General features: G+C 37.9%; 20 protein-coding genes and 1 other RNA gene. 7 read left to right on the top strand and 14 right to left on the bottom strand.

All coding sequences use genetic code 11. The annotated features are described in order from the left end of the window. Positions 1 to 79 precede the first annotated feature (79 nt). Positions 80 to 505 carry a hypothetical protein gene (locus J7E37_RS19115; RefSeq protein WP_215026392.1) on the bottom strand — a complete coding sequence of 142 codons (426 nt, stop codon included), beginning with the start codon at positions 503 to 505 and terminating at the stop codon, positions 80 to 82. Between the two features lie 220 nt (positions 506 to 725). Next, positions 726 to 2,666 (bottom strand): lipoteichoic acid synthase, encoded by a 1,941-nt coding sequence (gene ltaS / locus J7E37_RS19110; RefSeq protein ID WP_215026388.1) that lies wholly within the window; start codon positions 2,664 to 2,666, stop codon positions 726 to 728. Positions 2,667 to 2,864: 198 nt separating this feature from the next. On the opposite strand from ltaS, the gene J7E37_RS19105 reads away from it, so the two are divergent. Continuing rightward, positions 2,865 to 3,413, top strand: a complete 549-nt coding sequence (locus J7E37_RS19105) for a recombinase family protein (RefSeq protein ID WP_215026386.1) — start codon at positions 2,865 to 2,867, stop codon at positions 3,411 to 3,413. Positions 3,414 to 3,566: 153 nt separating this feature from the next. Here the strand turns inward: J7E37_RS19105 and J7E37_RS19100 are convergent, their stop codons facing one another. The 5 genes from J7E37_RS19100 to J7E37_RS19080 all read right to left on the bottom strand — a co-directional run bounded on the left by J7E37_RS19100 (position 3,567) and on the right by J7E37_RS19080 (position 10,555). Continuing rightward, positions 3,567 to 4,373: an SIR2 family protein gene (locus tag J7E37_RS19100; RefSeq protein WP_215026383.1), complete on the bottom strand. Its 807-nt coding sequence runs from the start codon at positions 4,371 to 4,373 to the stop codon at positions 3,567 to 3,569. Positions 4,374 to 4,537: 164 nt separating this feature from the next. Then, complete coding sequence (helD, locus tag J7E37_RS19095; protein ID WP_215026380.1) at positions 4,538 to 6,865, bottom strand: RNA polymerase recycling motor HelD; 2,328 nt, start codon at positions 6,863 to 6,865, stop codon at positions 4,538 to 4,540. Between the two features lie 173 nt (positions 6,866 to 7,038). After that, positions 7,039 to 7,458 carry a universal stress protein gene (locus J7E37_RS19090; protein WP_215026377.1) on the bottom strand — a complete coding sequence of 140 codons (420 nt, stop codon included), beginning with the start codon at positions 7,456 to 7,458 and terminating at the stop codon, positions 7,039 to 7,041. Between the two features lie 16 nt (positions 7,459 to 7,474). Beyond that, positions 7,475 to 8,923, bottom strand: coding sequence for a SulP family inorganic anion transporter (locus J7E37_RS19085; protein ID WP_214739067.1), 1,449 nt, complete (start codon positions 8,921 to 8,923; stop codon positions 7,475 to 7,477). A gap of 165 nt (positions 8,924 to 9,088) precedes the next feature. Next, positions 9,089 to 10,555, bottom strand: coding sequence for a SulP family inorganic anion transporter (locus J7E37_RS19080; RefSeq protein ID WP_214739068.1), 1,467 nt, complete (start codon positions 10,553 to 10,555; stop codon positions 9,089 to 9,091). 316 nt (positions 10,556 to 10,871) lie between these two features. Between J7E37_RS19080 and J7E37_RS19075 the strand changes: the two genes are divergently transcribed. From J7E37_RS19075 to J7E37_RS19065, 3 genes are all read left to right on the top strand, one after another. After that, positions 10,872 to 11,483 carry a class I SAM-dependent methyltransferase gene (locus J7E37_RS19075; RefSeq protein ID WP_251009764.1) on the top strand — a complete coding sequence of 204 codons (612 nt, stop codon included), beginning with the start codon at positions 10,872 to 10,874 and terminating at the stop codon, positions 11,481 to 11,483. 940 nt (positions 11,484 to 12,423) lie between these two features. Next, positions 12,424 to 12,594, top strand: coding sequence for a hypothetical protein (locus J7E37_RS19070; protein WP_214739070.1), 171 nt, complete (start codon positions 12,424 to 12,426; stop codon positions 12,592 to 12,594). Between the two features lie 73 nt (positions 12,595 to 12,667). Further along, positions 12,668 to 13,930 (top strand): MFS transporter, encoded by a 1,263-nt coding sequence (locus J7E37_RS19065; protein ID WP_214739071.1) that lies wholly within the window; start codon positions 12,668 to 12,670, stop codon positions 13,928 to 13,930. 484 nt (positions 13,931 to 14,414) lie between these two features. On the opposite strand, the gene J7E37_RS19060 is transcribed toward J7E37_RS19065, so the two are convergent. Together J7E37_RS19060 and J7E37_RS19055 are read right to left on the bottom strand one after the other, a co-directional pair. Next, on the bottom strand, positions 14,415 to 14,672 hold the full coding sequence (locus J7E37_RS19060; protein ID WP_214739073.1) for a hypothetical protein: 258 nt from the start codon (positions 14,670 to 14,672) through the stop codon (positions 14,415 to 14,417). Positions 14,673 to 14,920: 248 nt separating this feature from the next. After that, on the bottom strand, positions 14,921 to 15,484 hold the full coding sequence (locus J7E37_RS19055) for a hypothetical protein (protein WP_214739074.1): 564 nt from the start codon (positions 15,482 to 15,484) through the stop codon (positions 14,921 to 14,923). 627 nt (positions 15,485 to 16,111) lie between these two features. Here J7E37_RS19055 and J7E37_RS19050 point away from each other — a divergent pair. The 3 genes from J7E37_RS19050 to J7E37_RS19040 all read left to right on the top strand — a co-directional run bounded on the left by J7E37_RS19050 (position 16,112) and on the right by J7E37_RS19040 (position 20,701). Then, positions 16,112 to 16,828 (top strand): hypothetical protein, encoded by a 717-nt coding sequence (locus tag J7E37_RS19050; RefSeq protein WP_214739075.1) that lies wholly within the window; start codon positions 16,112 to 16,114, stop codon positions 16,826 to 16,828. A 357-nt stretch (positions 16,829 to 17,185) separates the two neighbouring features. Continuing rightward, a complete protein-coding gene (locus tag J7E37_RS19045) occupies positions 17,186 to 19,756 on the top strand; it encodes an AAA family ATPase (RefSeq protein WP_215026374.1) in 2,571 nt (856 codons plus the stop codon). A 60-nt stretch (positions 19,757 to 19,816) separates the two neighbouring features. Further along, positions 19,817 to 20,701 (top strand): hypothetical protein, encoded by an 885-nt coding sequence (locus J7E37_RS19040; protein ID WP_214739077.1) that lies wholly within the window; start codon positions 19,817 to 19,819, stop codon positions 20,699 to 20,701. Between the two features lie 695 nt (positions 20,702 to 21,396). Here J7E37_RS19040 and ssrA read toward each other — a convergent pair. The 5 genes from ssrA to secG all read right to left on the bottom strand — a co-directional run bounded on the left by ssrA (position 21,397) and on the right by secG (position 26,138). After that, positions 21,397 to 21,732: a transfer-messenger RNA gene (gene ssrA, locus J7E37_RS19035) on the bottom strand. Between the two features lie 157 nt (positions 21,733 to 21,889). Then, on the bottom strand, positions 21,890 to 22,357 hold the full coding sequence (gene smpB, locus J7E37_RS19030) for an SsrA-binding protein SmpB (protein ID WP_023613945.1): 468 nt from the start codon (positions 22,355 to 22,357) through the stop codon (positions 21,890 to 21,892). Positions 22,358 to 22,509: 152 nt separating this feature from the next. Continuing rightward, entirely contained in the window at positions 22,510 to 24,900 is a 2,391-nt protein-coding gene (gene rnr, locus J7E37_RS19025; protein ID WP_215026371.1) for a ribonuclease R, read from the bottom strand. A gap of 85 nt (positions 24,901 to 24,985) precedes the next feature. Next, on the bottom strand, positions 24,986 to 25,732 hold the full coding sequence (locus tag J7E37_RS19020) for an alpha/beta hydrolase (protein ID WP_214776292.1): 747 nt from the start codon (positions 25,730 to 25,732) through the stop codon (positions 24,986 to 24,988). A 172-nt stretch (positions 25,733 to 25,904) separates the two neighbouring features. Continuing rightward, a complete protein-coding gene (gene secG / locus J7E37_RS19015; protein WP_102264285.1) occupies positions 25,905 to 26,138 on the bottom strand; it encodes a preprotein translocase subunit SecG in 234 nt (77 codons plus the stop codon). Positions 26,139 to 26,815 lie beyond the last annotated feature (677 nt).

Genomic DNA, 26,815 nt, shown 5'->3' with positions numbered 1-26,815 from the left:
CCTGCACCGTTTGTTGAATAAGGAATTCAACAAAAAAGGCCGTTAATCCTTCTGGATTACTGCACCCTTTAGTTTAATATCAACTTTTACTCTGCAACTTCTGCAACTTTATTACATCTTGTTTATCTTTAAATTTTATAGTTAGTTTATATTCATCTTCTTCATATGTCTCAAAATTAACAGTACCAACTAAAAAAGAAATGACGTTACCTTCAATTTTTGTTTCCATATCTCCTACATTCCCTGTAATCAAACCATCGTTACTTTTAAATTCAATATCAATATTTTTTATATATTCCTGTGATAGTTCTATGTCTTTCGATTCAATTTCAACCCAATTCACTTTTTTTTCATCATACAATTCTGGATTGTAGATGTAACTTACATTCCAATATTCTCCTTCACCATAAAAGATTAATTCATCAGAAACAACAGTCTGTGTCGTTGATGAACAAGCCGTTAAAATTATTATAAGAAAAATAGCAAAAAACACTCTCAACTTCATTATAAAAACCCCTTTTAAGTTTACTAGGTAATAATAACCATTATTTTCTTGTACTATCCTGCTTCGTTTGTTTAATAAGGAATTCAACAAAAAGGCGGTTAATCCTTCTGGATCAACGCACCCTATAGTTTAAGTACAACTCTTCACAATCTTTTGGAGTGAGGTAGCCTCACATTGCACCTAACACTTAACATATTTAGAAATTGTATTTAAATTTTTATTATTCCTCATTTTCCCCTATCGGAGTATTATAGTTGTATTGTGAACGGTCAACTTCAATAAAGTCTTTAGGAGTGTAAAAGCGCAGCAAATCGCCATTTACGACTTTATCTGAGTTTGCCAGCTTTTGTTCTGCTACTACTTGCAATCTTTTAGCTTCTTCTAATTTATCTTCTGCCAGCAACTGCCCCGTAGACGAGTCATAATATTTGCCCTCTGAAGAAGTGATCGTTGGACTGACAAAATCTCCGTTCCTAAAAGGAACTAAATCATCATGCTGTTCTGATAGAATATCGGTACCAAAGTGCACATATTCTTTTGTGTTTATTCCAAGCAGATGCAGCAGGGTCGGAAGGAGGTCAATTTGTCCGGCATAATCGTGGTTCACTCCACCTTCCATTCCTGGCACACGAATGAATAATGGAGTACGCTGCAATCCCGCACTTTCAAACGGTGTAATTTCCTTCCCGATAACTTCCTTCATTGCCTTATTGTGATTATTAGAAATCCCATAGTGATCACCATACATTATGATAATAGAGTTATCATATAAACCCGATTCCTTTAAATATGAAAAAAATTGTTCTAGAGCTTCATCTGCATATCTAGCTGTCTGGAAGTAATTATCGACTATTTTATTACCTGTCGTATGCTTCTCAAGTGTTGCCTCTTCCTGATCCATTGTAAATGGGAAATGGTGAGTAACCGTAATGAAATTAGCATAGAACGGCTGAGGCAATGATTCCAAATAAGGCTTGGATTGTTCAAAGAACGGTTTATCCATCAATCCATATTCAGCTAAATTAGTTGAGTCCATATCGAAATAACTGGAATCAAAAAACTTATCGTATCCCAAAGATTTATAAATTTCATCCCTGTTCCAAAAGCTCCCTGTATTTCCGTGGAAGACTGCAGATGTGTAGCCCTGCTTTTGGCTTAAGATTGCAGGAGCAGCTTGATAGGTATTTAAACCTTTAGTTGTAAAGGCTGAACCTTGAGGCAATCCATATAGCGAATTTGCTACCATGAATTCTGCATCAGCTGTTTTACCTTGAGCTGTTTGATGAAAGAAATTATCAAAGTATAGTGTATTCTCTTCATTCGTTAAGGAATTTAAGAACGGTGTAACCTCTTCACCGTGCAGTTCGTAATCAATAAGGAAATTTTGAATCGACTCCATGTGTACATAGATAACATTCATCCCTTTTCCTGCACCAAAATATTCAGGGTTTGGCTTAGCATAATTTGACTTTGTAAAGTTTATAATCTCCGTGCTATCATTACTGTCAGCCAAAGCCCTCTGTGCGTGGGCTTTAGTACTCTGGACAGCATCATACACAGTATAATTGTACATCCCTAGATATTTCACAATGTAATTACGGTCAAATCCTCGGGTCAATAATTGAGGACGATCCATTTCTGCAATTGCAAGATTTATTCCTGATATACTTAAAGCAACCAACATTAAAGCAGTTAACCTTCGCGGTGCTATCTTCTTAACTTCAATTCTCTTAAAATTAATTGAAATCAAAGCTAGAATCAAAATTACATCCGCAAAGAACAAAACATCAGAAGGTCTTAAAAGTGTTCCAATACTGCCGCTGACATCCCCGAAGTTTTGAGTCTGGGTTAAAGTGGGCAGAGTGATGAAATCATTAAAAAAACGATAATATAAAGCGTTGGCAAATAGTAGAACTGACAATAATAAATCAATTACGATTAATGAAATATACTTTAGTCGTCCTTTAAATAAAAAAGCAAAACCTAAAAATAATATAGAAGAACCCAATGGATTTAAGAACAGCAAAAACTGTTGAATGCTATTTTCAATTCCTAAATTAAATTGTGTTAACTGGACAAAGTATGTCTTTAACCAAAGGAAGACAACTGCAGTTATGAAAAAGAAAGTAAACTTATTTGTTATCTTGTTATTTAACAGCATATTAATCTCTTCCCTTCATTCGGCCTGTGTGTTAAGTTAGTCGTCAAATTAAAAAGATCAGGTTCAATTTCAAAAAGCTTTTCAATAAAAGATAGTTTAACACGTATCTTCCCAAAAATGAACCATTTTGGTACTGGTAATTATCTATATGGTATCATGGTCATATTATTATCGTGGATAATGCGAGGAGTGATTGTAGTGCTAATTGGCTATGCGAGGCCGTATTCAAGTGATCCACACTGTGAAGAGCAATTTAAGCTTCTTACCAACATGAACTGTGACAAAATCATAAGGGATGATCATTTTACATCTAATCAGGGAAAGAATCTTAAAAATATGATGAATAGCCTTAGTCCAGGAGACACAATAATAGTTGTGAAGCTTTTTGCTTTTGCAGATTCTATACGTCATCTAGCAAAATTGTTAAACGCAATCGAGGATAAAGGAGCTAAATTTTTATCCTTAAAAGAAGATATCGACACAAGCAAAAATATCAAGGGTTCCTTCAAAGACATTATTTATCGAATCGTTGAATTTGAATCAGATATTATTAGTGAAAAAACCAAGAAAGGCTTAAGTGAAGCAAAACAAAAAGGAAGCATTCCCGGAAGGCCAAGAGTTCCAGACGAAAATGTGAATAGAGCAATAGAAATGTATCAAAGCAAAGAGTACAGCTTATCAGAAATTAAAAATGAAACCGGAATAAGCAAAACTACTTTATACAGATATCTTGAAAAGAAACAATAAATAAGCCGGAAACAGCTAATCATGTCCTTTACTTATGTGGTCAAATCTTTATTATCTTATTTTATTTATCATCTTGAGTTTTGCATTTGTTAATACCCGATGAGACATTCTTTAAACTGAATATTAAAAGCTGCCCTCGCCTTTTTATAAGAGTTAAACCTTTTGCTTTAAATCTTTTAGGAACTGGACTAATGCTTCTCCTGGTTCCTCATTTTGATAAACAATGGGGATGATTCCTCGTTCTTTCAAAAGCCTTTCTTTAACAGGGTTTGGGTCCACTAAAAAAATGTATGAGTTTGGGCGTAAAGATTCGTATCTAGATTTCTCCCATTGTTTTTGTAATTTATATAACATATACCTTATGTTAATATCGGATAAGCTATATCCAATAAACAAAATTGATTTTCCTAAAGAATCGGATCGCAGTTTAATATCTAAAGGTGATTCAAAGTCCAGTCTATTAAAAAAACTGGATTCGGTTAAAACGATGGATGAATCGTGATCAAAGTCCCCATGAAACTTGATGATCTGAGGTATATTTTCTTTAATTCTTGCAATGTCCACCATATTTGTAATCTTTATATAGTCCTTTTTATAATAATCGTAAGCATATTCCAGCCATCTATCAAAGTTAGTCGTATAGATAATTGGAAACCCAATTTCTACAATGAGTTTATGAATTTCTGATTGCCCAATATCTATATTAGGATTATGCCACTTACGATCCATCCAACTTCTAAGTTCACCTAAAGAACCCTTTTGATGAAAGTAATATTCAGCTAAGATCAAAAAATCATTATTTCCCCAGGCATTAAGAACTTCTGGGTCGAATCCAAGCTGGCTGGCCATTTCATCAATCAACTCTCCATATGTTGGTAACCCTAAATTTTTGGATATACCAGAACCCACGAAGAGAATGACATTATTATCTTTTATTAAATGACCTAATTCATTTAGCATAAATACACCCCTTCATCAAAAATAATATATAAGAATAAATAAAACTCACAAGAAAGATAATCAACTTTGCGGTTGGGAAACATCACCCAAGCTATACGATGTGGTAAAGAAAAATAATGAAACAAGAAACTGAAAAGGTACCAAAAAACACACTAATTCATTGTTTAGTGTGTTTTTTGCATCGTTTCTTTTATCTCTATATGAATCGGATTCACCCGGTCAAGCAAGAAAGAAGAAGGGTCAGGTCCGTATAAGAAAAGTCGATGCATCGGTCTTGTCATTCCTACATAAAGCAACTTTATATCCAGTTCTTTCTCCGAATAAGGTTCCTCGATAGATACCATTAAAACAGCATCAAACTCGAGTCCCTTTGACAAGTATGCGGGTACAATTGAAATTTGGCCTTTGACCATATCTTCCTGCTCATTCAGGAGTTGAAATGACAAATCGCTTTTTTCCATGACCTTTTTTATCTTACTGCAATCACTTGCCGTTCGACCAATTATCGCAATGGAGTGTAGGTCCACTTCAACTAAGGCTCGAATATCTCTTTCAATCAGGCTTGCCAACTCTTCCTCGTGAGATGGGTTAACCTGGTGAAACACTGGTTTAGGTCCGCTTCTTACTACTGGTTCAACCTGGGGAAGATCTTCATCCATGATGGCCAGAATATCATTCGCAAGCTCCATAATTTCAACAGTGGTACGATAGCTCTTTTGAAGCGTTAGATAATTCGCTTCCGGAAAGATCTGCTCTGTCAGTGGCTCCCAGCTTCTTGTTCCCCGATACGCGTGGATGCCCTGAGCCAAGTCCCCGACGATCGTAAAGAGATTTGTATCAAACCCTTCTTTTAATGCCGCAAATTGAAAATAGCTGTAATCCTGGGCTTCATCAATAAAAACACTTTTCATCTTATGCTTTTCATCTAAACCCATTAGCTTTGACTTTAAATAGAAAAGCGGGGCAAGGTCTTCAAGTTCATATGCTTTCTTTCCAAAAATACTTCTCGAATAATTCACGAGCTGTTTGACTTCCTCTTCCGATAAACCATCTGCATAAGTAGCCAATAATTCCTCGGAAGTCATCAATTTTTGATATAAAGTGTAGATATCCTTTTTCTCGAAGTAATTCATATACGTTTTGACAGCATTCTTAAGTGATGATTGAAGCTGCTCGCTTCTTTTTTCTTTTCCATCCATCAAAGAGACGACCTTCTGCCGCCTTTTATCATTATCTTTTATGCCGTATAATGCTTTCTCCAGTGCTTCTTCATACCTTTCCTCGAACCTTGTAAGAATCTGGACCTTTTTTACTTTTACATGGTTGGTTAAAAGCTGCTTTATTTTATCCACCCGGCTATAAACAGGCAGATACCGGTATTCCTTAAGAAACAGTCTTTTTAGTTTTGCAGCCTTCATCAATCGGTATTTATCGACAAAGAAATCCTCAGTTGGGGCCAGTTTCTTTTCTATATCTCTTATATAAGCATCAAGTACAGCTTTAAATTCCAGTGAACCTTTAAAGGTTGATATTCTGCTCATCAGTTCATCTTTTGCCTTCCCCTCCACTAATGCAAGCAGCTTTTTTTCAGGAGGAATGACCTTAATTTTCTTACCTAGAGCAGATCGAATATAATCCGTAAAAGTAGTCTGGTTGATTTTTCCTACACCTAATTCAGGAAGCACATCAGATATATAGTCAATGAAAAGTCTATTTGGCGCTAAAATCATTAGCTTTTCGGGTCTGAATCGCTCACCGAATGTATACAGAAAATATGAGATGCGGTGAAGGGCAATGGTTGTTTTACCGCTGCCGGCTGCTCCCTGGACAATAATCGGATGCTGAAGGGACGCACGGATGACTTCATTTTGTTCCTTTTGTATTGTCGTGACGATTTCCGTAAGCCTGTTGTCTGCTTTCCCTGACAATGATTTCTGCAGCAATTCGTCATGCGTAGTCAAATCTATATCATGGAAACCCTTCAGCTTTCCTTCCTGAATCTCATATTGCCGCTTTAGGGAAAGATACCCTTTCCGCTGCTCGCCATTCACTTCATAGCTGACTTCACCCAATCGACCATCGTAATAAACATTTGCAATCGGCGACCTCCAGTCCACGATGATTGGCATCTGGTTTTCTCTATCGTATAAAGATGTTTTACCAATATACAGGACTTCTTCGACCTCATCATCCTGTTTTTTAAAATTGATTCTTGAGAAATAGGGCTTGTTCAATACGCTTTCTAATCGGTCTAACTCATTTTCCGCCAGCTCCAGGAACTTAGCATTCGTTAAAATGTTGATATAACTCAAACTGCTATCGAGGTAATCCAGGTCTTCAAATGCCTGTTTAATGTTTTCTGTAAAAGATTGTTTATTTTCCTTGGACGCTTCAAGGATTGTTCTGATATATAATTTCGTAAACTCTAGACGTTCTACCTCTTTCTGATAATCAGCATGCTTCAGAATTGAGGCTTTGCTTTTTTCAGACATTTGCGGCTCATGACCTCCATTCGTATACATTATTTTTATTGGTGATGTTTTGTTGTTACTGAAGAGAAAGAAGAAAATTGAGGTGTAAAGGGGTTTTAAAAACAACTCGACTATAACATAGTCAGGAATTAGCTGGCAAATCAAAAAAGAGCGCATAAAGCGCCCTTACATGTTTATTTCACGATCATTACTGGACAATTCGCCCTTTTGGCTACCTTATGGCTTACACTACCTAGCATCAGTTCTTGAAGACCGTTAAGTCCTCTGCTTCCGATGACAACCAGATCAAATTTGTTTTGATTGGTGTATTCGACCATAGCAGGACCTGGCTCTCCATGAAGGATTTTGATTTCAAAGTTAACACCTGATTCCTTGGCTTTCTGCTCAATGTCTTTTAAACGCTCTTTCCTTTTGTCATTGATATCCGAGGAGTTCCAATTGCTTAGGACATCAGACTTTGAGCTGTCACCATCCACGACATAAACGATTTCAATTTTTGAATCTCCCTGGCAATTCGCAATCATGATGGCATGGTCAGCTGCACGCTTGGAGTGTTCAGATCCGTCAGCTGCTAAAAGAATTTTTTGATACATTCCTATCACCTCTTTATTAATGTGAACCCAGTTTATTGGCCAGCTTCTCAGCCAATTCTGAGCTTTCCTGATTCATTCCGGTTACAAGTATCTTCTTTCCGTTTTCCTCAAACTTGTAAACGATTTTGTCGATTGCTGCTACTGCAGAGTCATCCCATAGATGCGATTTGCTCAAATTAATCTCTACAAATTCTACATCCTCTTTATAGTCAAACTTTTTAATGAGTTCCGTCACAGATGCAAAGAACAGTTCCCCTCGGACTTTGTAAATTCTGGTGTTATTTTCAAGGGTACTTTTTACTTCTACTTGGGAAATCTTAGATACAAAGAAGATCGCGCTTAAAAGAATTCCGGTAAAAACACCAATAGCCAAATTATGGGTCAAAACAACGGTCAATACTGTTACTACCATAACAATTGCATCAGTTTTTGGCAATAGATGGAGAGTTTTTAGTGAATTCCAGTCAAAAGTGCTAATGGAAACCATAATCATTACTCCTGCCAGCGCAGCCATCGGGATTTGTACCACTATATCTCCCAGTAGTACAATCAAAAGCATTAAAAAGACACCAGCTACAAAGGATGAAAGCCTTGTTCTTCCACCTGATTTAATATTTATGACAGATTGGCCAATCATAGCACACCCTGCCATACCTCCAAAAAATCCTGTAACAATATTCGCAATCCCCTGTCCTTTACTTTCTGTATTTTTCTCACTTTCCGAGTCTGTCATATCATCAACGATGGTAGCGGTCAATAAAGATTCGAGCAGACCTACTAAAGCAAGTGCAAGTGAGTACGGAAATATAATCATGAGCGTATCGAATGTTAAAGGGATATCAGGAATCAAGAAAATAGGAAGTGTTTTGGTTAAAGACCCCATATCCCCGACAGTCCTCACATCAATACCTATCAAAATGACGATTGCTGTTACAATCACAATAGCGACCAGCGTAGAGGGAATCGCTTTTGTTATGTAAGGTAATAGATAGATAATTAACAATGTTAAACCCGCTAACATATACACCATTATTGGTGCATCCACAAAGTTATCCAGTTGGGACGTGAAAATCAAAATTGCAAGCGCGTTAACGAATCCCACCATGACAGAGCGGGGAATGAATTTCATATATCTCGAAAGTTTAAATACACCAAATAAAATTTGAAGAACACCCGTCAAGATCGTCGCGGCCAATAGATATTGAAGACCATGCTCAGCTACAAGATCAATAAATAGTAAAGCCATAGCCCCTGTTGCTGCTGAGATCATCCCTGGTCTGCCCCCAACAAAAGCAATCACCACAGAGATGGTAAAAGAAGCGTACAAGCCCACCATCGGGTCAACTCCCGCAATGATAGAGAAAGCAATAGCTTCCGGTATTAAGGCAATGGCGACAACTAATCCCGAAAGTATATCTCCTTTAACATTTCCAAACCAAGACTGCAAATAGCTGTTATTTTCCATATCGGCTCCTCCTTCTGTCTTGTTATTTTGTGTATTAAACCAAAAACCATGAGATTAATGAGAAACCAAATTTTACTGCATTTACTCTTTCACTCAAAATGAACAAATTAAACCCCAAAATAAAAACCCAAGTTCGTCATATAGACAATCTTGGGTTTATCTATTTTAGTGACCGGAAAGCTTTGCTCCCGGCTTTTTATGAACTGCCATTTTATCAACTAAGTTCATACTTGCTTCATTTAAGCCAACTAAGCGAACGACCACGCCTGTTGCCCTTAATTTTAAAACGATTTTATCAATTGCTGCTACGGCTGAATCATCCCAAACATGGGCATGGGTGAAATCAATTTCCACCTCATTTACATTTTCATTGAAATCGATCGCATCGATTAGTGCATCAACAGAAGCGAAGAAAACCTGCCCTTTAACTGAATAGATTTTCTTATCTTCTTCCATCAAAGAATCCACATGAACATTTGATATCTTTGCTACAAAGAAAATGGCACTTAGGATGATACCCGCGAAAACACCTTTTGAAAGGTCATGAGTTGCCACAACGGTAACAACTGTTACAACCATTACGATTGAATCAGTAATTGGAGCTTTTGTGACACCTTTTAAAGAACTCCAATCAAACGTACCGATAGAGACCATAATCATAACACCCACTAGAGCTGCCATCGGAATTTGAACGACAATTTTGCCTAGTACAATGATTAAGAACAATAGAACAACGCCAGCCACTAAAGCAGAAAGTCTTCCTTTTCCGCCGGACTTAACATTGATTACGGACTGACCAATCATCGCACACCCAGCCATGCCTCCAAAGAATCCCGTTACAATGTTTGCAATACCCTGACCGCGACTCTCTTTATTCTTATCACTTGCCGTATCAGTCATATCATCAACAATTGATGCTGTAAGGAGAGACTCTAGCAATCCAACAATTGAAAGACCTAAAGCATACGGAAAGATAATGCTTAATGTTTCCATGTTAAAAGGAACATTCGGCATGAAGAAAGATGGCAATGCAGCAGTTAACTCACCCATGTCTCCAACTGACTTAACATCGCTCTTTGTGTAGATAGCAATTACTGTTATAACAATAATGGCAATCAGCGGAGATGGAACAGCTTTTGTCAATCTAGGTAATAGATAAATAATTGCTAATGTACCTGCTACCAGGGCATACATTTGCCATCCCGCACCCGTAAATTGCTCTAATTGAGCCATAAAAATAAGGATTGCTAATGCATTTACGAAGCCAATCATTACCGACCGTGGGATAAACTTCATAAATCTGGCCAATTTAAATACACCAAAAAGGATTTGAATGACACCTGTTAAGATTGTGGCAGCAAACAAATACTGTAACCCATGATCGGCTACTAAAGTGACCATCAATAACGCCATTGCTCCTGTTGCACCAGAAATCATTCCAGGTCTGCCACCAATGAATGCAATCACTACTGCGATGCTAAAAGAAGCATACAAACCTACCATTGGATCAACGCCAGCAATTATTGAAAATGCAATCGCTTCGGGAATCAATGCTAGGGCTACGACTATACCCGCAAGTATGTCTCCCTTAAGATTTCCGAACCACTGCTGTTTAATTGTATTAATGTTCAAAAAAACACTCCTTTATTATTTAAATTTTTAGTTGACTTTGAACTCTCATCAAAGTCTGGGCCGTTGAAAACAAGGTAATATTACCACATCTGAAGAAAGTGGCAACCCGACATGTAAGCGGTTATTTACCTTGTTCTCTCTCGAATTCGTCAATTATCGCGTTTTTACTATGATGATAGTGAAATTTCTCATTTTCATTTTGCATTTTTCTAAACAGGTGGGTGCTATAACTACAAACCCTCTGAAATCTTTGTTATACTGAGAATGTTCGTCGATATAATCAAATAAGCAAGGAGGAATGAAGGAGAGAACAAACTTGTTAGAATTTACTGGGGAGAGAGTCATCCCCGACCTTATGAAACCGGCCAATGCTTTATTACTTGAACACTTAGCACGTTATCAATTTAGTTCCTACCACCTCCGTGGAAGGGTACTTGATATCGCTTGTGGTTCTGGCTATGGTTCGCAAATGCTCGCCAAGCTTGGCAAGAAACGGATCAATGAATTAATCGCAGTTGATTTCGATCCCGTAACAATTGAATATGCTCATAAACGATATAACCATCCTCTGGTTAAATATCGTTGTGAAGATGCAACAGATCCCCTGCTTCCCCAAAAATTAGGCATGTTTGATGCCATCATTTCCTTTGAAACATTAGAACATCTAGAAGAAGAACGGCAATTTTTGGCCAATCTTTATAACATGTTAAAACCCGGTGGGACATTGGTCCTGTCTACACCTTTTGGAAAAGGAAGAGGAAAACCATGTGGTTCGCCATTCCATGTTCATCAGTTGACCGTTGACGAATTTAATGAGTTATTTCCGGAATACAAAGAAGTAAAGATGTACTACCAAAAGGGCGTATTAATCGAGCCACCCTACCCGGGCGTTAAATATCCGCTTGGAGTCGCGGTTTGTACCAAATAGAATTTTTTTAGAAAACTCTACTGAGTACTTGTATAAATGTAACAAGTTCCGTTTGATTACAAAATGAAACCGTAAGTAAGGTAGTAAACCATTATAATGCAAAATTACCCATTTATATGGGGGTGATTAAACTGGAAGAAATCCTTATTAAGTGTTTATCATCTGAAGATCTGCGGATTATCGTCCCATTAGAGGATCAGATATATTCACTTCATTTCGCCAAACATAAACAACAATCCTGGTTGGTGAAAATTAGTCATCTGGACGAAAACCCTGAAAACAAAATTATCTCTTGCTTATTCGATAAATTATTTGCAGACGAACATGTACGCCAAATATTTAATCAATTAATTATCATTTCTCAGGAACTGGAACTCCAATATAAATAGCTATAGGAAGGAGGAGTTTATGGCTATTAAGCTGATATGTGAAGAATGTAAAGGCGATGGTAAGGTTCCTTTCATAAAGCTTCTTAGATTAAAGAAAAGATGCAAGAGCTGCCAAGGAGAGGGTAAGAAAATTCAACGTATTATTAGATATTAACTTTGTTCCGTACAACATTATCTTCTTAAAGGGGTTCTGCTTTTGGTTAAAGCTGAATTTTAATACTCTATAACAATTCAACCTACAAGGTTTTATATGTGTACCCAACAGGCTATTGTGAGATCAAAAGAACTGACTCTGCCATTGTAGAATTTATTCATAGAAAAGACCTTAAAGCTTGTCCTTTGATTCTTGAGTCACAAGATTCTCCAGGAGGTGATTCACTTTGAATAAAGAATGCCCTCGTTGTTCCGGAAAAGGTTATTTATTAGTTAAATTTCCGAATGAAAAAGAAGCTTGCTTCCAATGCCAAGGGAGCGGCATTATAAATTCGACTCCTAATAGGAATTGAATTTCAAAGAATATGCAGTTTCATAAACTTTTAAGGAGGGCCATCATGAGAGAAAAGATGATTAGAGGAGTCAGTTTGCATACCGCTGGAGATTCCTTGCTATACTATATCCACTTTGACCATAAGACTTTAGAAGTTACCGAGAAGGAATTCGATAAAGCTATGACTGATTTGAAAGTGAGCAAACACCCTCTTACGATAATAGATCGTAATTAATGCTTCGCTGTAGCTAAGGTTTAGACAATCCATAACCACCTTTGCTAAGATTGGCGTTGGAGGTTATTTACCAATGAAATCACAAACAACTTCAACACCACTTCAAACACCATTCTATTATGGATGGATGATTGTCTTTATCGGGGCATTGGGCGTATTTTTTTCCGGTCCTGGCCAGACATACTCCATTTCGGTATTTATCGACCACTATATCGCTGACTTCGGGTGGTCCAGGTCTCAAGTATCCGGCATTTATTCCGCGGCTACACTAGCAGCTGGATTAAGCATGTTCTTTGTAGGCAGATATATAGATCTATATGGTCAAAGAAAAATGTCTGTCATCATTGGAATTGCCCTAGCCCTTGCTTGTTTTTGGAACAGTCTTGTCTCAAATTTCATCATGTTATTCATTGGCTTTTTCTTTCTAAGACTATTGGGTCAGGGATCTATGACCTTGATTCCCAATACCCTCGTTCCTCAATGGTTTATTGAAAAACGAGGTAAAGCACTTAGTCTAATGGCTATTGGTGGATTTACAAGTTCCGCTGCTTTCCCACCTCTAAACACATGGTTAGTCTCCAATTGGGGCTGGAGTTTCTCATGGAAGCTTTGGGGAATATTACTGTTATTTATTTTTGTACCCCTAGCATTCTTTTTAATTCGCAATAAACCAGAAGATGTTGGAATGCTTCCAGACGGTGAGGATCATAAAAAGCAAACTCCTTCTATTGGAGAACAACCAAAGAAGATATTAGAGATTAATTGGACTCTGCAGGAAGCAAAGAAAACAAGTGCTTTTTGGCTTTTGCTCGTATGTGTTAGTATCCCAGCACTTGTGAATACAGGACTAACATTTCACTTGATATCAATCTTTAAACAAAATGGACTTTCATCAGGCACCGCTGCAATAGTTTTAAGCCTCATGGCAATTATAGGATTCCCTATTTCATTAGCTGCCGGTTACATTTTAGACCGCGTAAAAGTGAACTATATTTTAGCAGGAATTTTTGCAGGTGAAATTATATTTGTCGTTCTGCTTCTTTTTGTAAAGTCTTACTTCCTCGCCATCGTTTTTGGCGTTCTGTGGGGGATAAGTGGGGGATTCGAAAGAATTGCCTTAAATTACGTCTGGCCAAGTTACTTTGGAAGGTTAGCACTTGGAAGTATAAAAGGAAGCGCAATGACTGTCATGGTACTTGGGTCCGCATTAGGACCACTCCCTTTCGGATTCGCCTATGACCTGTTTGGGGGATATGAGGAAATATTATTGCTAACCACCATCTTTCCTGTAATAGGAATAGCCTGTTCACTGCTTGCGAAGAAGCCTGTTAAGTAGCAGGCCATTTAATTTAGAATGTCAATATCAATCATAAGCTTGAGGAAAGTACCCTCAAGCTTAATAGTTATAAAATTAAATAAAATTCTCCATTAAACGTTTCACTCGGTGTATACCCATTAGTAATAACGGTTTAGGTTTACTTATTAAAGGAAAACCCTTTGACAGCTAACATTGGATTCAACATTTCTTACTCACCTTCTTATTGAACTATCCTGCATCGTTTGTTTAATAAGGAATTCAACAAAAAGGCGGTTAATCCTTCTGGATCAACGCACCCGATAGTTTAAGTACGTTTATTCACAATCTTGCAGTCAGAAAAATACGAACAGTACCTAATTAATAATATCCACCAGAAATACAAAAACCTTTTGAGTTTTTTATCCAAAATAACTCTTTCTCCAGCAAAAATTTTCAACGGGCTTTTTTTATGCTACGTATTCCATAATAAAAAGTCACTTCAGTTAGAAGCGACTCTATCAGTTTATGGCGTATTCCAAAACAAAGTAGAGGCATACGGAATTACAACAGCCCACAAAAGCACAAGTGAATTCCCTATTACCCCCACTATTTTAAGAGATTTTTTCTTAGTAAAGAAGGCGGTGATTATTCCAATAATCGGCAGTACAACTGCTATTATCATTGCTGATTTAGAAAATAGGTCTTCGTTAAAGAACCACGCTCCATACACAATCAAAGAAATTAAAAAAGCTGCAACTGATATGATACCAGACTTCCTCATGTTCATCCCCCTATAAATTACCATTTAGTGTAATTTTACACTAAATGAATTCGTTAGTAAATACAAATGTTTCTAATATCCATATCAATCACAAAAATTTTCTTAAATAAAAGAGGTGCCGCAGCTAAAAATTTGTTAAACTATCCTGCTCCGTTTGTTAAATAAGGAAGTAAACAAAAAAGACTGCTATTCCTTCCAAAATCAACGCACCGCTTAGTTTAAATAAGTTATTCACATACTTTTAAAGGTTATAAAGTTACCGTTGTTTTTAAGCGTTTTTTAAAAGGAAATGTATTCCCTTCTAATTTTGCCTCTATGACAATTTTCTTGGTGATTTTTAATAGTAGTATGTCTGAAGAACTAAAACAAATCTTTAATTCTTTCTTAGCTAGCTCTTTAGGTTTACAGTTCAGAAAAGAAAGTGAGTCATATCGATATGCTCCAGCAGACATTCTGCCTGTTTCAATATCATTAAACTTTCCAGTATGTATTACTGCATTTGTATCATCAATTAACTGAAAATTTATATCGTTAATTGTTTTAACATTTTCTGCAGAATTATAAATATCAATTTCAAATTGTAAATCTGCATAATCAGCTTCCTCAAGCATATCAATAGGTGATCTTCCACCATAATCATCGGACTTATAATACTGAATGTCATATTCCTTTAATTTTAACGATACTTGACCTACATTCTTCAACCAATGTGTAACAAGTAATGTACTAATAGAACCTAAAACTGTTCCAAGAACAGCTCCGATCACACCATCGTATTCCTTTAATACAGAAAGTACTTGATTAACTGTCACCTAAAACATTCCCCCTTAATCAAACTTTACTCTTGTCGCTTTTGCCTGATGTGATGTATCTTTTGTATTTACTGTAAAGGAAGTTCGGTACCTCTGGCTTTTCCATCACACACTACAAAAAATATGTTTCTTTACTTCTAAACTTAGCCCAAGCCATACATCATTAACCTTTGTGAGTTTTGGGTCAGCAGTGTTAAACTTCTCCTTTTGTACAGTAAGAATCTCAATATAAGAGCACACTATTATGCGTCTTGGTAAATGCCTAATTTATCGAGGAATATCACCTGACATTCTTATAACTTTATTGCTTGGGAAAACAAGATGATACTTGCTAAGGTTACAGGCTATAAAGAAATTAAGGTTTAATTCCTTATTATTTCTTTAAAATAAACACTCTGAAAGCAATATATTTTTATTTCGTAAATACTGACTTTCTTATCCCATTTTTCTTTCTAATATCATTAATACTTCGACAAATTTCTTAATTTCCCCTCTAAATAATTTGGAAATATATTTACAATCCACTACCGATTTTCACTACAAAAAATTTCTTTAAAAATCATTAAAGTATTAAAATATAAACTTCTCCTAGTATAATATTTAAAAATTGTTTAGGGAGGATATTTTATGTTGTCATTTAGAGCAGTATTTAAAAATAACAATGAAAAGTTTAATACTGAATGGAATGAAGTGGATTTAACCTGGTATGATGATCCATCAGATGACCCTTTTGATTTCGAATATGTAGATGAGGAAGACAATACTACTTATGTAGCTTGGACAGAACATTTAATTAGATTCCATAATTGGGTGTTTGAATATTATTCCAAAGGGTACTCTCTTTTATTGTTGAGAATAAATATTTATCGAGATCATGATCAAACACAGGATGATATACTTTTTTCCATGTCACACTTTCCTGAAGACTATAACACCTGTGTTAAGCTAATCAAAGAAGCCCTTGGCAATTATTCAGAAGCTAGTAAAGAGGATTTAAAATTCATTCATTATTTAGAACAAAGCTTACCTTTATTCAATAGAATTATTCATTTTAATAGAAACATATCTAATTTTTTGGCTATTAACGATTGTAGTCCTAATGAAACTACTCAATATAATAGTGTTATTACAACAATTTTCGAATTACCGTATCTTCTTTATCAAGTAAATACGGGAGAAAGGGATAAAATCATTAATAATAACATTAATTTACTAAAGGAATATATAAAACACTTTAGTGTTAATAACAGCAATGATACTAAGAGAGCTAAGGATTCTACGCTCCTTTTAATAAACGAATTGACCAACACAATTTCTATTTCAGATGACCCTTTTTGTAATTAATTTTTCTAAAAATACAAATGGAATAATAATTTGAAAATTACATTGTCATTCAATATCAATAATTGGGGGCATTCAAAAGATGACCCCTTCAGTGATTTAATTACTACAATTTTGAACTTTATCTCTCATTGTATTTATATCTATGTATATCTTACCCATCGTTTGAGCTGCTTTAATTTTACGATCAAGTATTTCTTTAAAACTAAATAACCCTTCGACAACAAGTATTAAGTCAGCTCAATCGATTAATATTGAGCGCCTTACCTAATATAATTGTGTCATTTTTATTCATTTTCCAAAAATATATTGTCCTCTTTTGTAGTATGGTTTAAGTTATTGTCATAGGGAGGGAAATATATGGAATTTAATACTCATATTTGGGAATGGTCATCAGAGCTTCCTAAATGGCAAAATGATTTAATCAGAAGGCTGTATCAAAAATCTATGCTCGAAAATATTGACATAAAAGAAGTAATAGATAATATACTCCATGAGAATGGTTTTTCTGAGAGGGATTTGAACATCACTCCATTAGAAAAACATCATATCCCTAATAAAAATCCAATAGATACCATTAAGATAACTTCATTAAAAAACTTCAATAATATTGCCGCCATCGAACCAGAATATGGGCTTGAATTTTTACCTGATGGGTTAACGGTTGTGTACGGTGAGAATTCTGCTGGTAAATCTAGTTATGCTAAGGTATTAAAGCAGTCTTGCCGAGCTGTGGATGAAAAAACAAAGATTCACCCAAATGTCTATAAATCAAGCGGTTCAATAAGCACGGCTGACATTTATGTACAGCAAAATGGCACAGAATCAATTATAAATAGAGTTGTAAATACTGCACCTGAACAGCAGTTAACATCTATCAGTATTTTCGACACTGATTGTGCGAGAGTTTATGCAGAATCCGAAAACGAAGTTGTATTTATTCCTACTGAATTTAAAATCTTCGATGATCTTGCTCGGCATCAAACTGAAATAAAACAGAGGTTATTACAGTTAAAAGATGAGCTTTTAATAACATTGCCTTCATTCCATGAGTTAACAAGTCCTTCTAAAGTCAAAACTTTTGTTGAAACAATTTCTTACAAAACGAAAGAAAAGGACATTCAGCAGAATTGTATTTTTACAGAAAAAGATCATGAACGGCTTAATCAGATTACAAAAGATTTAAAGGTCCTTGTAGATTCAAATCCTGTTAAATTGATCCAGGAGCTTCAAAGGAACATAAATGATATTACAGACTTAAAAAACAATCTTCAACAAATTTGTAATGAATTATCTGTTGAAAAAGTTACAGAATATGTCTCATTACATCAACGATACCTTGATTCGAAAGCAACACTAGAAGTTTTAACTCGTGAAGCATTTGTTGAACAACCTTTAGATGGTGTTGGTAGTGATCCTTGGAAAAAACTATGGCACACCGCCAAGCAATATCATGAAATTGCATACCCGGGACAATCATTTCCATATGTCGAAAATGAAGCAAAATGCATATTATGCCAACAAGACTTGAAGGAAGAATCTCGAATTCGGTTAACGCGTTTTGAGGAATTTATGACTGACAACATCAGTCAAGAGGTAGCTCAGCTACACTCACAAAGGCAAGTTTTATTAACCAAATTAAAATCATTACCTTTCACAAAAGTGAAAGATTCGTCTGTACGTTCTTTCTTTTATCATGATTCACCTAAATTGGATATGCAAGCGGAATTGTTTATCCAATCAGCATTAAAGATTAGTACATTATTACAAAATGCCGAGACAGATATACACCTGTCCTTGGATGATATTCCGGAAATTGAATTACCACCTTTAAAAGAAATGGAAAATTGGTTAGATATAAAAAGAAGTGAATTGCAACATTTAAAGACACTAGCCCAAAAAGACAATTCAGGAGATTTACTAGCAGAACAAAACGAGTTGGTTTCAAAGGGGAAAATCTCCCAAAGAATAGATCATGTTTATAGTTTAGCAAAAATTCGCCTGGAAGTTGATAGGGTTGATAAAGCAATAAAATCGTTAGATACAACAAAATTGACAAGAAAATATAACGAATTATCCAGTTCATTTTTGACCGACAACTTTAAAGACGAAATCGAAAAAGAACTAGAGCAGCTAAGAAGGGAACACATTCTATTCAAGCTAAATAGCCGAGGAGTAAAAGGTAAAACCACAATAAAACTCGCTTTGGATTCCAGTTCAAAAATAAACATTAATGAAATCCTAAGTGAAGGTGAGCAAAAAGCATTATCAATAGCCTTCTTCCTTGCGGAAATTTCTTCTATACCATCAAATGGAGGAATTATACTTGATGATCCCGTTTCCTCTTTAGACCATAGCAGGAGAGAGTATGTAGCTAATCGATTGGTACGGGAAGCTAAGCAACGGCAAGTCATTATTTTTACACACGACATCGTGTTTCTACACACCTTACAAAAATATGCTAATTTACAAAACGTAAACGCATCCTATTGTTCTGTAAGGAGAAATGGTAACAGAGCAGGAATCGCAAAAACGGAAATGCCATGGATTACCCTAGCAACCAGTAAAAGAATCAAATACTTAAAAAATGAACTGCCAAAGCTTAAAAAGTTAGAAAGCCAATTAGATCCTGATTTATATATCCCGAACGTTAAAACATGGTACATGCTGTTGAGGGAATCTTGGGAACGAGCAGTCGAAGAACTGTTATTAAACGGTGTTGTCGAACGTTTCAATTCAAGTGTACAAACGCAAAGACTAAATAAGGTTAAGTTCACAGATGAGGTTGTCCAACTCGTAACAGAAGGAATGACAAAAGCATCCACATATGTACATGATGAATCTCATGCTATCGGTCGAATAATACCGAGTAATGAAGAAATGATTGAGGACCTTAATGAATTAGAAAAGTTCAGCAAACTTTTCAAATAATAACCAAGGGAACGTTTCACTATTTTACTTATTAGGAACTTTATAAGGGAGTTGGAAAAGTTGTTCATAGGTAAAGATTTAATAGAAAAACTGGGCTATGAAAGGTGGGTTTTGAGAGAATCTGTTTTAGCTGTTGAAAAGGGATATGGAATAACATCTGATTCCACCATGATATTTCATTTAAACGGGTTAAAGACTCATAAATTAGAAATGTATGAGGAGTTCGGATCAAATAATAGAATTGAAGTTCTCGAAAATTTAAGTCCATTACTTTTTGTTACATGTTATAAAGCTCTCGATATGATATTTGAGTGGATATTAAAAGAAAATGTGGATGATGTTCCGTTTCAGTTCGCTAAAAAAATTAATCTATACGATAGCAAATTTTCACAATTTAAATACCCCGCATCTCTCAATAATGAACAGCCGCTGATACGGGTATTTTTCGAACTTTATAAGAAACTTGCGATTTATAGAAATAAAATAATTCATGGAAACTGGGGTACCAATCATGGTGGGAACTTATTCTTTTCTTTTGAGGACCGAGGTAAACAATATGAGCTAAATGTTAGTTTTAAAGACATATTGCATTTATCTGAAGCTATCTCCCTTATGACAGATGAATTAATAACCCAATCTGTGGATAGCGAGTCTGTTTTTATGACAATAAAATTTTTGGTTGATAAACTGGATCACTTACACGAGGATACTCGCTTTAATATCTCTAAACCCAGACATTATAAAGTAGAGTATGAATTGGGGAATAAAACATTTATTGACATCGATGAAATTCGAAACTTTTTAATTGAACAAAGTTTTGGGATGCAAATATCTTTTCAATTATTGATCGTGTCAGAAATTAATAAATGGTTGTTCCCCTGGAACATAATTAGAAATTTGAATTTCATTGATTTAAGTGATGATTGGACAGAATACAAACTATAAATACATAGTTATATTCGCTAAAGAGATGTAAAAAGCATGGCATTCGCAATGCTTTTTCTTTACTCTTACTCTTACTCTTACTCTTACTAGATAAGTTTCTGACTTTTTTGTTTGGTTCCAGACTTTATTGTCCATCTACAAACACTATGTTGTAGATGGACAATTAATTTCACTGTAACTGACTTAGCCAGGTTGCATGGCCAATAAAGAGCATAACTTTAAGCAACTGACAGATATTATTACTCCGAGTTTTTTTTAAACTATAAGCTTGCCAATACCTTTTTAAAGACATTAGCATACGAAATCAAGCATAAAATTTCCTAAAAAAAAATAAAGCATAAAGTTTCCAAACGGAAATTTTATGCTTTACGTCACAATTGCAAATAAAAATCCACCAACATATGTATTGGTGGAGACGGTGGGACGTGCTATTCCATGCTTTCGCCATGGCACTGACTATATCTTGAACCTGTTTGACCAGGTCCTCCGGCGTCTTATGCGAGATGTAGTTTTATCCGGACTCCCGGATAGTTCACGCATCCTAGTACTGCCAGGCTGGCAGCCTATAAGTCGATACATGGCTGTTGGATTGCTCCACATACCACTCGGCATTGCCCTATCGCTATTCGCGACTTAGGTTTCACCGATAAAGCCGGATTTTCACTTGCGTGTTGCCACGCAAGGCGACTAATGACTAATCGAACCCACGTCCAAAGATATTGGCACTTAAGCTTCTACGAGTGTAGTCGGCATATTGGCGATTCGCTGGTCCTTTTGCCTACCGACAGGCGGCCGGCCAGCTAGCCTGGTTGTTCTCTTCCTTCATCCTCAGGCGGTGGAATCCGGCGTAGCCCACTTAGAGTGAGTCCGCTACCCTACCACATGGGCGATGGAGGGGCGAACCGCTATGCAGTATTAAGCTGCGAAAGCGAAGTTGTTGTTTTCTTTGCCAGTTATAGGCGTTGACGTTTTTACGAGGCCGATCCCCTCGACTCGCCACTTAAGCTCAAACTACCCCTGTCGAATCCGTAACGTCCCCATATAAAAGGCTGCTGTATCCATGATACAGACGTTAGGAGAACTCGGTTAAGCCGAGCATTAAGTTATGTTGTCACTCGTGGTGACAGTTATTATTATAACACACTGAGTACTTTTTTCAACTGGTACACTCTTCCTCAGCCGACAAGCTTACATTTTCTGACGTTCGCGGAATGCACGCTCGATATCACGGCCTGCTTCCTTCTTCTTCAGCGTCTCACGCTTGTCATAGTTCTTTTTACCCTTACCAAGACCGATTAAAACCTTTGCATACCCATTCTTCAGGTAAATCTTCAATGGCACAAGCGCATATCCTGCTTCCTTCGTTTCACCGATCAACTGGGCGATTTGGCGTTTGTGAAGCAAAAGCTTCCTTGTGCGCAGCGGATCATGGTTGTAACGGTTTCCCTGTTCGTAAGGGCTGATGTGCAGATTATATAAGAACAGCTCACCATTATGGACCTTTGCGTATGAATCCTTCAGCTGGACGCGCCCGTTACGGATTGATTTAATCTCTGTTCCCTGGAGGACGACTCCGGCTTCATACGTTTCTTCAATGAAATAGTCGTGGTTTGCTTTTTTATTCTGCGCGACGACCTTTCCCTCTCCTTTTGGCATAAAAACTTCCCCCTTCTATTGTTTATCATTTTAGCAAATAACGAACGCCGCCACAATGAAAAGCGCAAGCGCCTTGGTCCGCCCCGACAAGAGCTGCAGGCAATAGAGGACAACAGAGAGCCCCTTCAGCAGGAGCTCTCTTTTTCAGTTGCCTATTTTCTCTTTTTAGATTTACGCTTCGCGGCTGGTGCGTTCTCAAAGAACTTTTTCTTCTTGCTCTTTGGTTTTGAACCGGAGCCTGAACCGGTACCGGAGCCATTTCTGCCCCCTCCTGATCCTTTTCCACCGCCTGAACCTCTGCCGCCTTGCTTGCCTTCTTCTTCTTTACCGCGGCGCGGCTTTTTCTCGCTGCTGCCCGTCTTGAAGATCTTTGGCTGTGCCGGACGCTCACGTCTTGGCGTGCCTTTCATGCCGACGATTTCAAAATCAATTGAGCGCTCATCCTTGTTTACCTTGATGACTCGGACAGTAATTTCATCTCCGATTCGGAAGACATTTCCTGTTCGCTCGCCAATCATCGCCAGGTGGCGTTCATCATAACGGTAATAATCATCCGTCATGTAGCTGACATGTACAAGGCCTTCGATTGTGTTAGGAAGCTCGACGAACATCCCGAAGTTCGTGACAGAGCTGATGATGCCATCGTATTCCGTCCCAATCTTGTCTTCCATGTATTCCGCTTTCTTAAGCTCATCTGTTTCACGTTCGGCTTCAACTGCGCGGCGTTCCATGTTGGATGAATGCTCGGCAATATCAGGCAGCATCGCATTCCATTTTTCCTTCGTTGCCTGGTCGAGCTTGCCCTCGATCAAGTACGTCCTGATCAAACGGTGGACAATCAAGTCAGGATAACGACGAATTGGTGATGTGAAGTGCGTGTAGAACTCTGTTGAAAGACCAAAGTGTCCGAGGCTTTCAGGATAGTATTTCGCCTGCTGCATCGAACGGAGCATGACAGTTGAAACGACCATTTCCTCCGGTTTTCCCTGGACTTCCTCGATGATTTCCTGCAGGGCTCTTGGGTGTACTCCATTTGCGGATCCTCTGACAAGGTATCCGAAGTTTGTAATGAAATCAAAGAATTTTCTAAGCTTATCCTCTTTTGGATCTTCGTGAATTCGATAGATGAATGGCACATCGAGCCAGTGGAAATGCTCTGCAACCGTTTCGTTCGCTGCCAGCATGAATTCTTCAATCAGCTTTTCAGCGACAGAACGCTCTCGCATAACGACATCCGTTGGGTGGCCTTCTTCATCAACCAATACCTTTGATTCTTTAAAATCAAAATCGATGGCTCCTCTTTCCATCCTTTTTTTACGAAGGATAGCAGCAAGCTCCTCCATCATCTCGAACATTGGCACAAGAGATTCGTAACGTGAGCGCGTTTCTTCGTCTTGATCGACGAGAATCCTGTTCACATCGAAATACGTCATCCGCTCCGTCGTCTTGATGACACTCTGATAGATTTCATGGTCTACCACTTGTCCATCTGGAGTGATCTCCATATTACAAGACAGCGTCAGTCGGTCGACCTTCGGATTCAGCGAGCAAATACCGTTCGATAAGCGGTGCGGAATCATTGGGATGACCCGGTCAACCAAATACACACTCGTGGCACGGTCTTCTGCTTCACGGTCAATCGGTGAGTCCTCGGTTACATAGTACGTAACATCGGCGATATGGACACCAAGTTTATAATTGCCGTTTTCAAGCCTTGTGACCTGAACTGCATCATCAAGGTCCTTTGCATCAGCGCCGTCAATTGTGACGATGACTTCTTCACGCAGGTCGCGGCGGTTCGCAATCTCACTCTCATTGATCTGGTCCGGCGCTTCATTCGCCTGCTGGAGTACCTCATCTGGAAACTCCATTGGCAGTCCATGCTTGTGGATGACGGAAAGGATATCGACGCCAGGGTCATTTTTATGGCCGAGAATCGCGGTAACCTCACCCTCTGCACTTTTGCGTCCCTCAGGATAGCTCGTCAGTTTTACGACGACCTTATGCCCTTCGACTGCACCCATCCCTGACTCTTTTGGAATGAAGATGTCACTCGTGAACTTTTTATCATCAGGAATCACAAACCCGAAGTGCTTGCTTTCGGTATAGGTACCAACGATTTGCGAGACACCTCTCTCAATGATGCGTACAACAGTGCCTTCACGGCGCTGCCCAGAGCTGTCTGATGACACTCGTACAAGGACTGTATCCCCATTCATTGCATTGCTTGTTTCATTAGGCGGGATGAAGACGTCATCCATTCCCTGCTCTTCAGTGATGACAAAAGCAAATCCCTTGGCATGGGCACTGAAACGGCCGCGAACGAGGTTCATTTTTTCAGGCAGACCATATCGGTCACTTCTAGTCCTCACGACCAGCCCCTTTTCCTCCATGACCACTAGCGCTTTAACAAATTCCTTGAATGTTGAGGAGTCCTCGATCCCAAAGGCGCTTTCCAGTTCCTGAACCGTAAGAGGTTTGTAAGCTTCATCCTTCATATAATGCATTAGCCTGTCTATATGGCCTTTAATATTCTCATCCATTAATAAATCCCTCCTTTATTGGGCTATTTTCGTAATTTTGTCGCTCATGGTGTGAAAAACAACTCAATAAATTTTTTATATGTTTTTATTCTTTCCAATTTAATGACTCGAGAAACTCGTAAACATCTTCGTGCAGCTGATCCCGTTCTTTATCAAGAGTGATGACATGCCCTGATTCCTCATACCACTTTAACTTTTTATGTTCAGACTCGATGTTGTCATGGATGATATTGGCGCTGTCTGGGTCGATAATAATGTCATGGCGAGCCTGGACGACAAAAGTCGGTGTATAAATCAGGTCGATGCTTCCACGGACTTCCTTGATCAGTTCCTGGAGGTCTTTTAAAGTGGCCATCGATTTCTGTTCGAGTTCCTTTACCTCTGCCTCGATTTGATCCTCAGGCTTGCCTTCCATCCTCTTATATTCGCGCGCATACTCAAGCACACCGCGGTACATCAATTCTTCCGTCTTAAGATGCATTGGTGCGCACATCGGCACGATTCCCTTTAACGGCTTGGTATATCCGAGTTTCAGTGAAAGGACACCGCCCAGTGACAAACCGGCTACAGCAATCTCTTCATAGCCTTCATTCTTAAGGAATTCATAGCCATCAAGCGCATCCTGCCACCAATCCTCAGGACCAGTATGTATCAGTTCTTCAGGCGGTACACCATGTCCTTTAAACACAGGCGCATGGCATGTATATCCTTTTCCTTCTAAAAATCTGCCCATCATCCTGACGTCTGCAGAATTGCCGGTAAATCCATGCAGCAGCAATACCGCTCTTTTTCCAGCTTTAAATGTAAAAGGTCTTGGCACTAACTTTCTCATTTTCCTACTCCCTCTATCAGATATCTTCCTTAGTTTTAACAAACATGCTTGTAACATTCAATTAAAAGCCTTTATATATGTAAATACCCATATTCAAAAGAAATATGTGAGAGTTTTGCTTATGTAAACACAATAAAACCCGGCCTCTATTGAAGCCGGGTCATTGTGTGTATTATAGTTCGAAATAAGTAACGGCAATAGTCAAGACAAAGAATAAAACAGACAACACGATCGTAACACGGTGCAAGACAAGGTCAAGGCCTCTTGCCTTCTGCTTACCGAACAATTGCTCAGCGCCGCCGGAAATCGCACCGGACAGACCAGCACTCTTGCCTGATTGAAGAAGAACAACTCCAATAAGAGCAATGCTGACGATCACTAAAAGAACAACTAACAATGTATGCATGACGTACCTCCCGATAAAACTGCTAACAGTATTTTAAATTTATCACATTTTCAGGAATGAAACAATACTTGTCTGAATTGTTGAGGATTATTATATTATAATGCCTGATAGAACAAGCACCTTCATGAATTCCATCCCTTGTTTGTATGATAGTGATCTCTATCGGACACTCTCTTCGGTTTCTCACTCCTGTTTGTCCGATAAGGAGCCTCTATCGAACACTTTTTAGGATTTCCCGCTTCTGTTTGTCCGATAGGGACCTTCTATCGGATACTTTTTTCGTTTTCTCGCTTCCGTTTGTCCGATAGGGACCTTCTATCGGACACTTTTTTCGATTTCCCGCTTCTGTTTGTCCGATAGGGACCTTCTATCGGACACTTTTTTCGTTTTCCTGTTCCTGTTTGTCCGATAGGGACCTTCTATCGGACACTTTTTTCGTTTTCTCGCTTCCGTTTGTCCGATAGGGACCCTCTATCGGACACTTTTTTCGTTTTCTCGCTTCCGTTTGTCCGATAGGGACCCTCTATCGGACACTTTTTTCGATTTCCCGCTTCTGTTTGTCCGATAGGAACCCTCTATCGGACACTTTTTTCGTTTTCTCGCTTCCGTTTGTCCAATAGGGACCTTCTATCGGACACTTTTTAGGATTTCTCGCTTCTGTTTGTCCGATAGGGACC

Source organism: Bacillus sp. ISL-39 (assembly GCF_018613295.1).
Taxonomy (GTDB): Bacteria; Bacillota; Bacilli; order Bacillales; family Cytobacillaceae; genus Mesobacillus.
Note: the sequence above shows the minus strand (reverse complement) of the source record. Positions and strands in the feature narration are given on the sequence as shown.

Coding starts and splice junctions, on each gene's coding strand:
- J7E37_RS19115 (WP_215026392.1), bottom strand. CDS start 505: ATGAAGTTGAGAGTGTTTTTTGCTATTTTTCTTATAATAATTTTAACG.
- ltaS (WP_215026388.1), bottom strand. CDS start 2,666: ATGCTGTTAAATAACAAGATAACAAATAAGTTTACTTTCTTTTTCATA.
- J7E37_RS19100 (WP_215026383.1), bottom strand. CDS start 4,373: ATGCTAAATGAATTAGGTCATTTAATAAAAGATAATAATGTCATTCTC.
- helD (WP_215026380.1), bottom strand. CDS start 6,865: ATGTCTGAAAAAAGCAAAGCCTCAATTCTGAAGCATGCTGATTATCAG.
- J7E37_RS19090 (WP_215026377.1), bottom strand. CDS start 7,458: ATGTATCAAAAAATTCTTTTAGCAGCTGACGGATCTGAACACTCCAAG.
- J7E37_RS19085 (WP_214739067.1), bottom strand. CDS start 8,923: ATGGAAAATAACAGCTATTTGCAGTCTTGGTTTGGAAATGTTAAAGGA.
- J7E37_RS19070 (WP_214739070.1), top strand. CDS start 12,424: ATGAGAGAAAAGATGATTAGAGGAGTCAGTTTGCATACCGCTGGAGAT.
- J7E37_RS19065 (WP_214739071.1), top strand. CDS start 12,668: ATGAAATCACAAACAACTTCAACACCACTTCAAACACCATTCTATTAT.
- J7E37_RS19060 (WP_214739073.1), bottom strand. CDS start 14,672: ATGAGGAAGTCTGGTATCATATCAGTTGCAGCTTTTTTAATTTCTTTG.
- J7E37_RS19050 (WP_214739075.1), top strand. CDS start 16,112: ATGTTGTCATTTAGAGCAGTATTTAAAAATAACAATGAAAAGTTTAAT.
- J7E37_RS19045 (WP_215026374.1), top strand. CDS start 17,186: ATGGAATTTAATACTCATATTTGGGAATGGTCATCAGAGCTTCCTAAA.
- smpB (WP_023613945.1), bottom strand. CDS start 22,357: ATGCCAAAAGGAGAGGGAAAGGTCGTCGCGCAGAATAAAAAAGCAAAC.
- rnr (WP_215026371.1), bottom strand. CDS start 24,900: ATGGATGAGAATATTAAAGGCCATATAGACAGGCTAATGCATTATATG.
- J7E37_RS19020 (WP_214776292.1), bottom strand. CDS start 25,732: ATGAGAAAGTTAGTGCCAAGACCTTTTACATTTAAAGCTGGAAAAAGA.
- secG (WP_102264285.1), bottom strand. CDS start 26,138: ATGCATACATTGTTAGTTGTTCTTTTAGTGATCGTCAGCATTGCTCTT.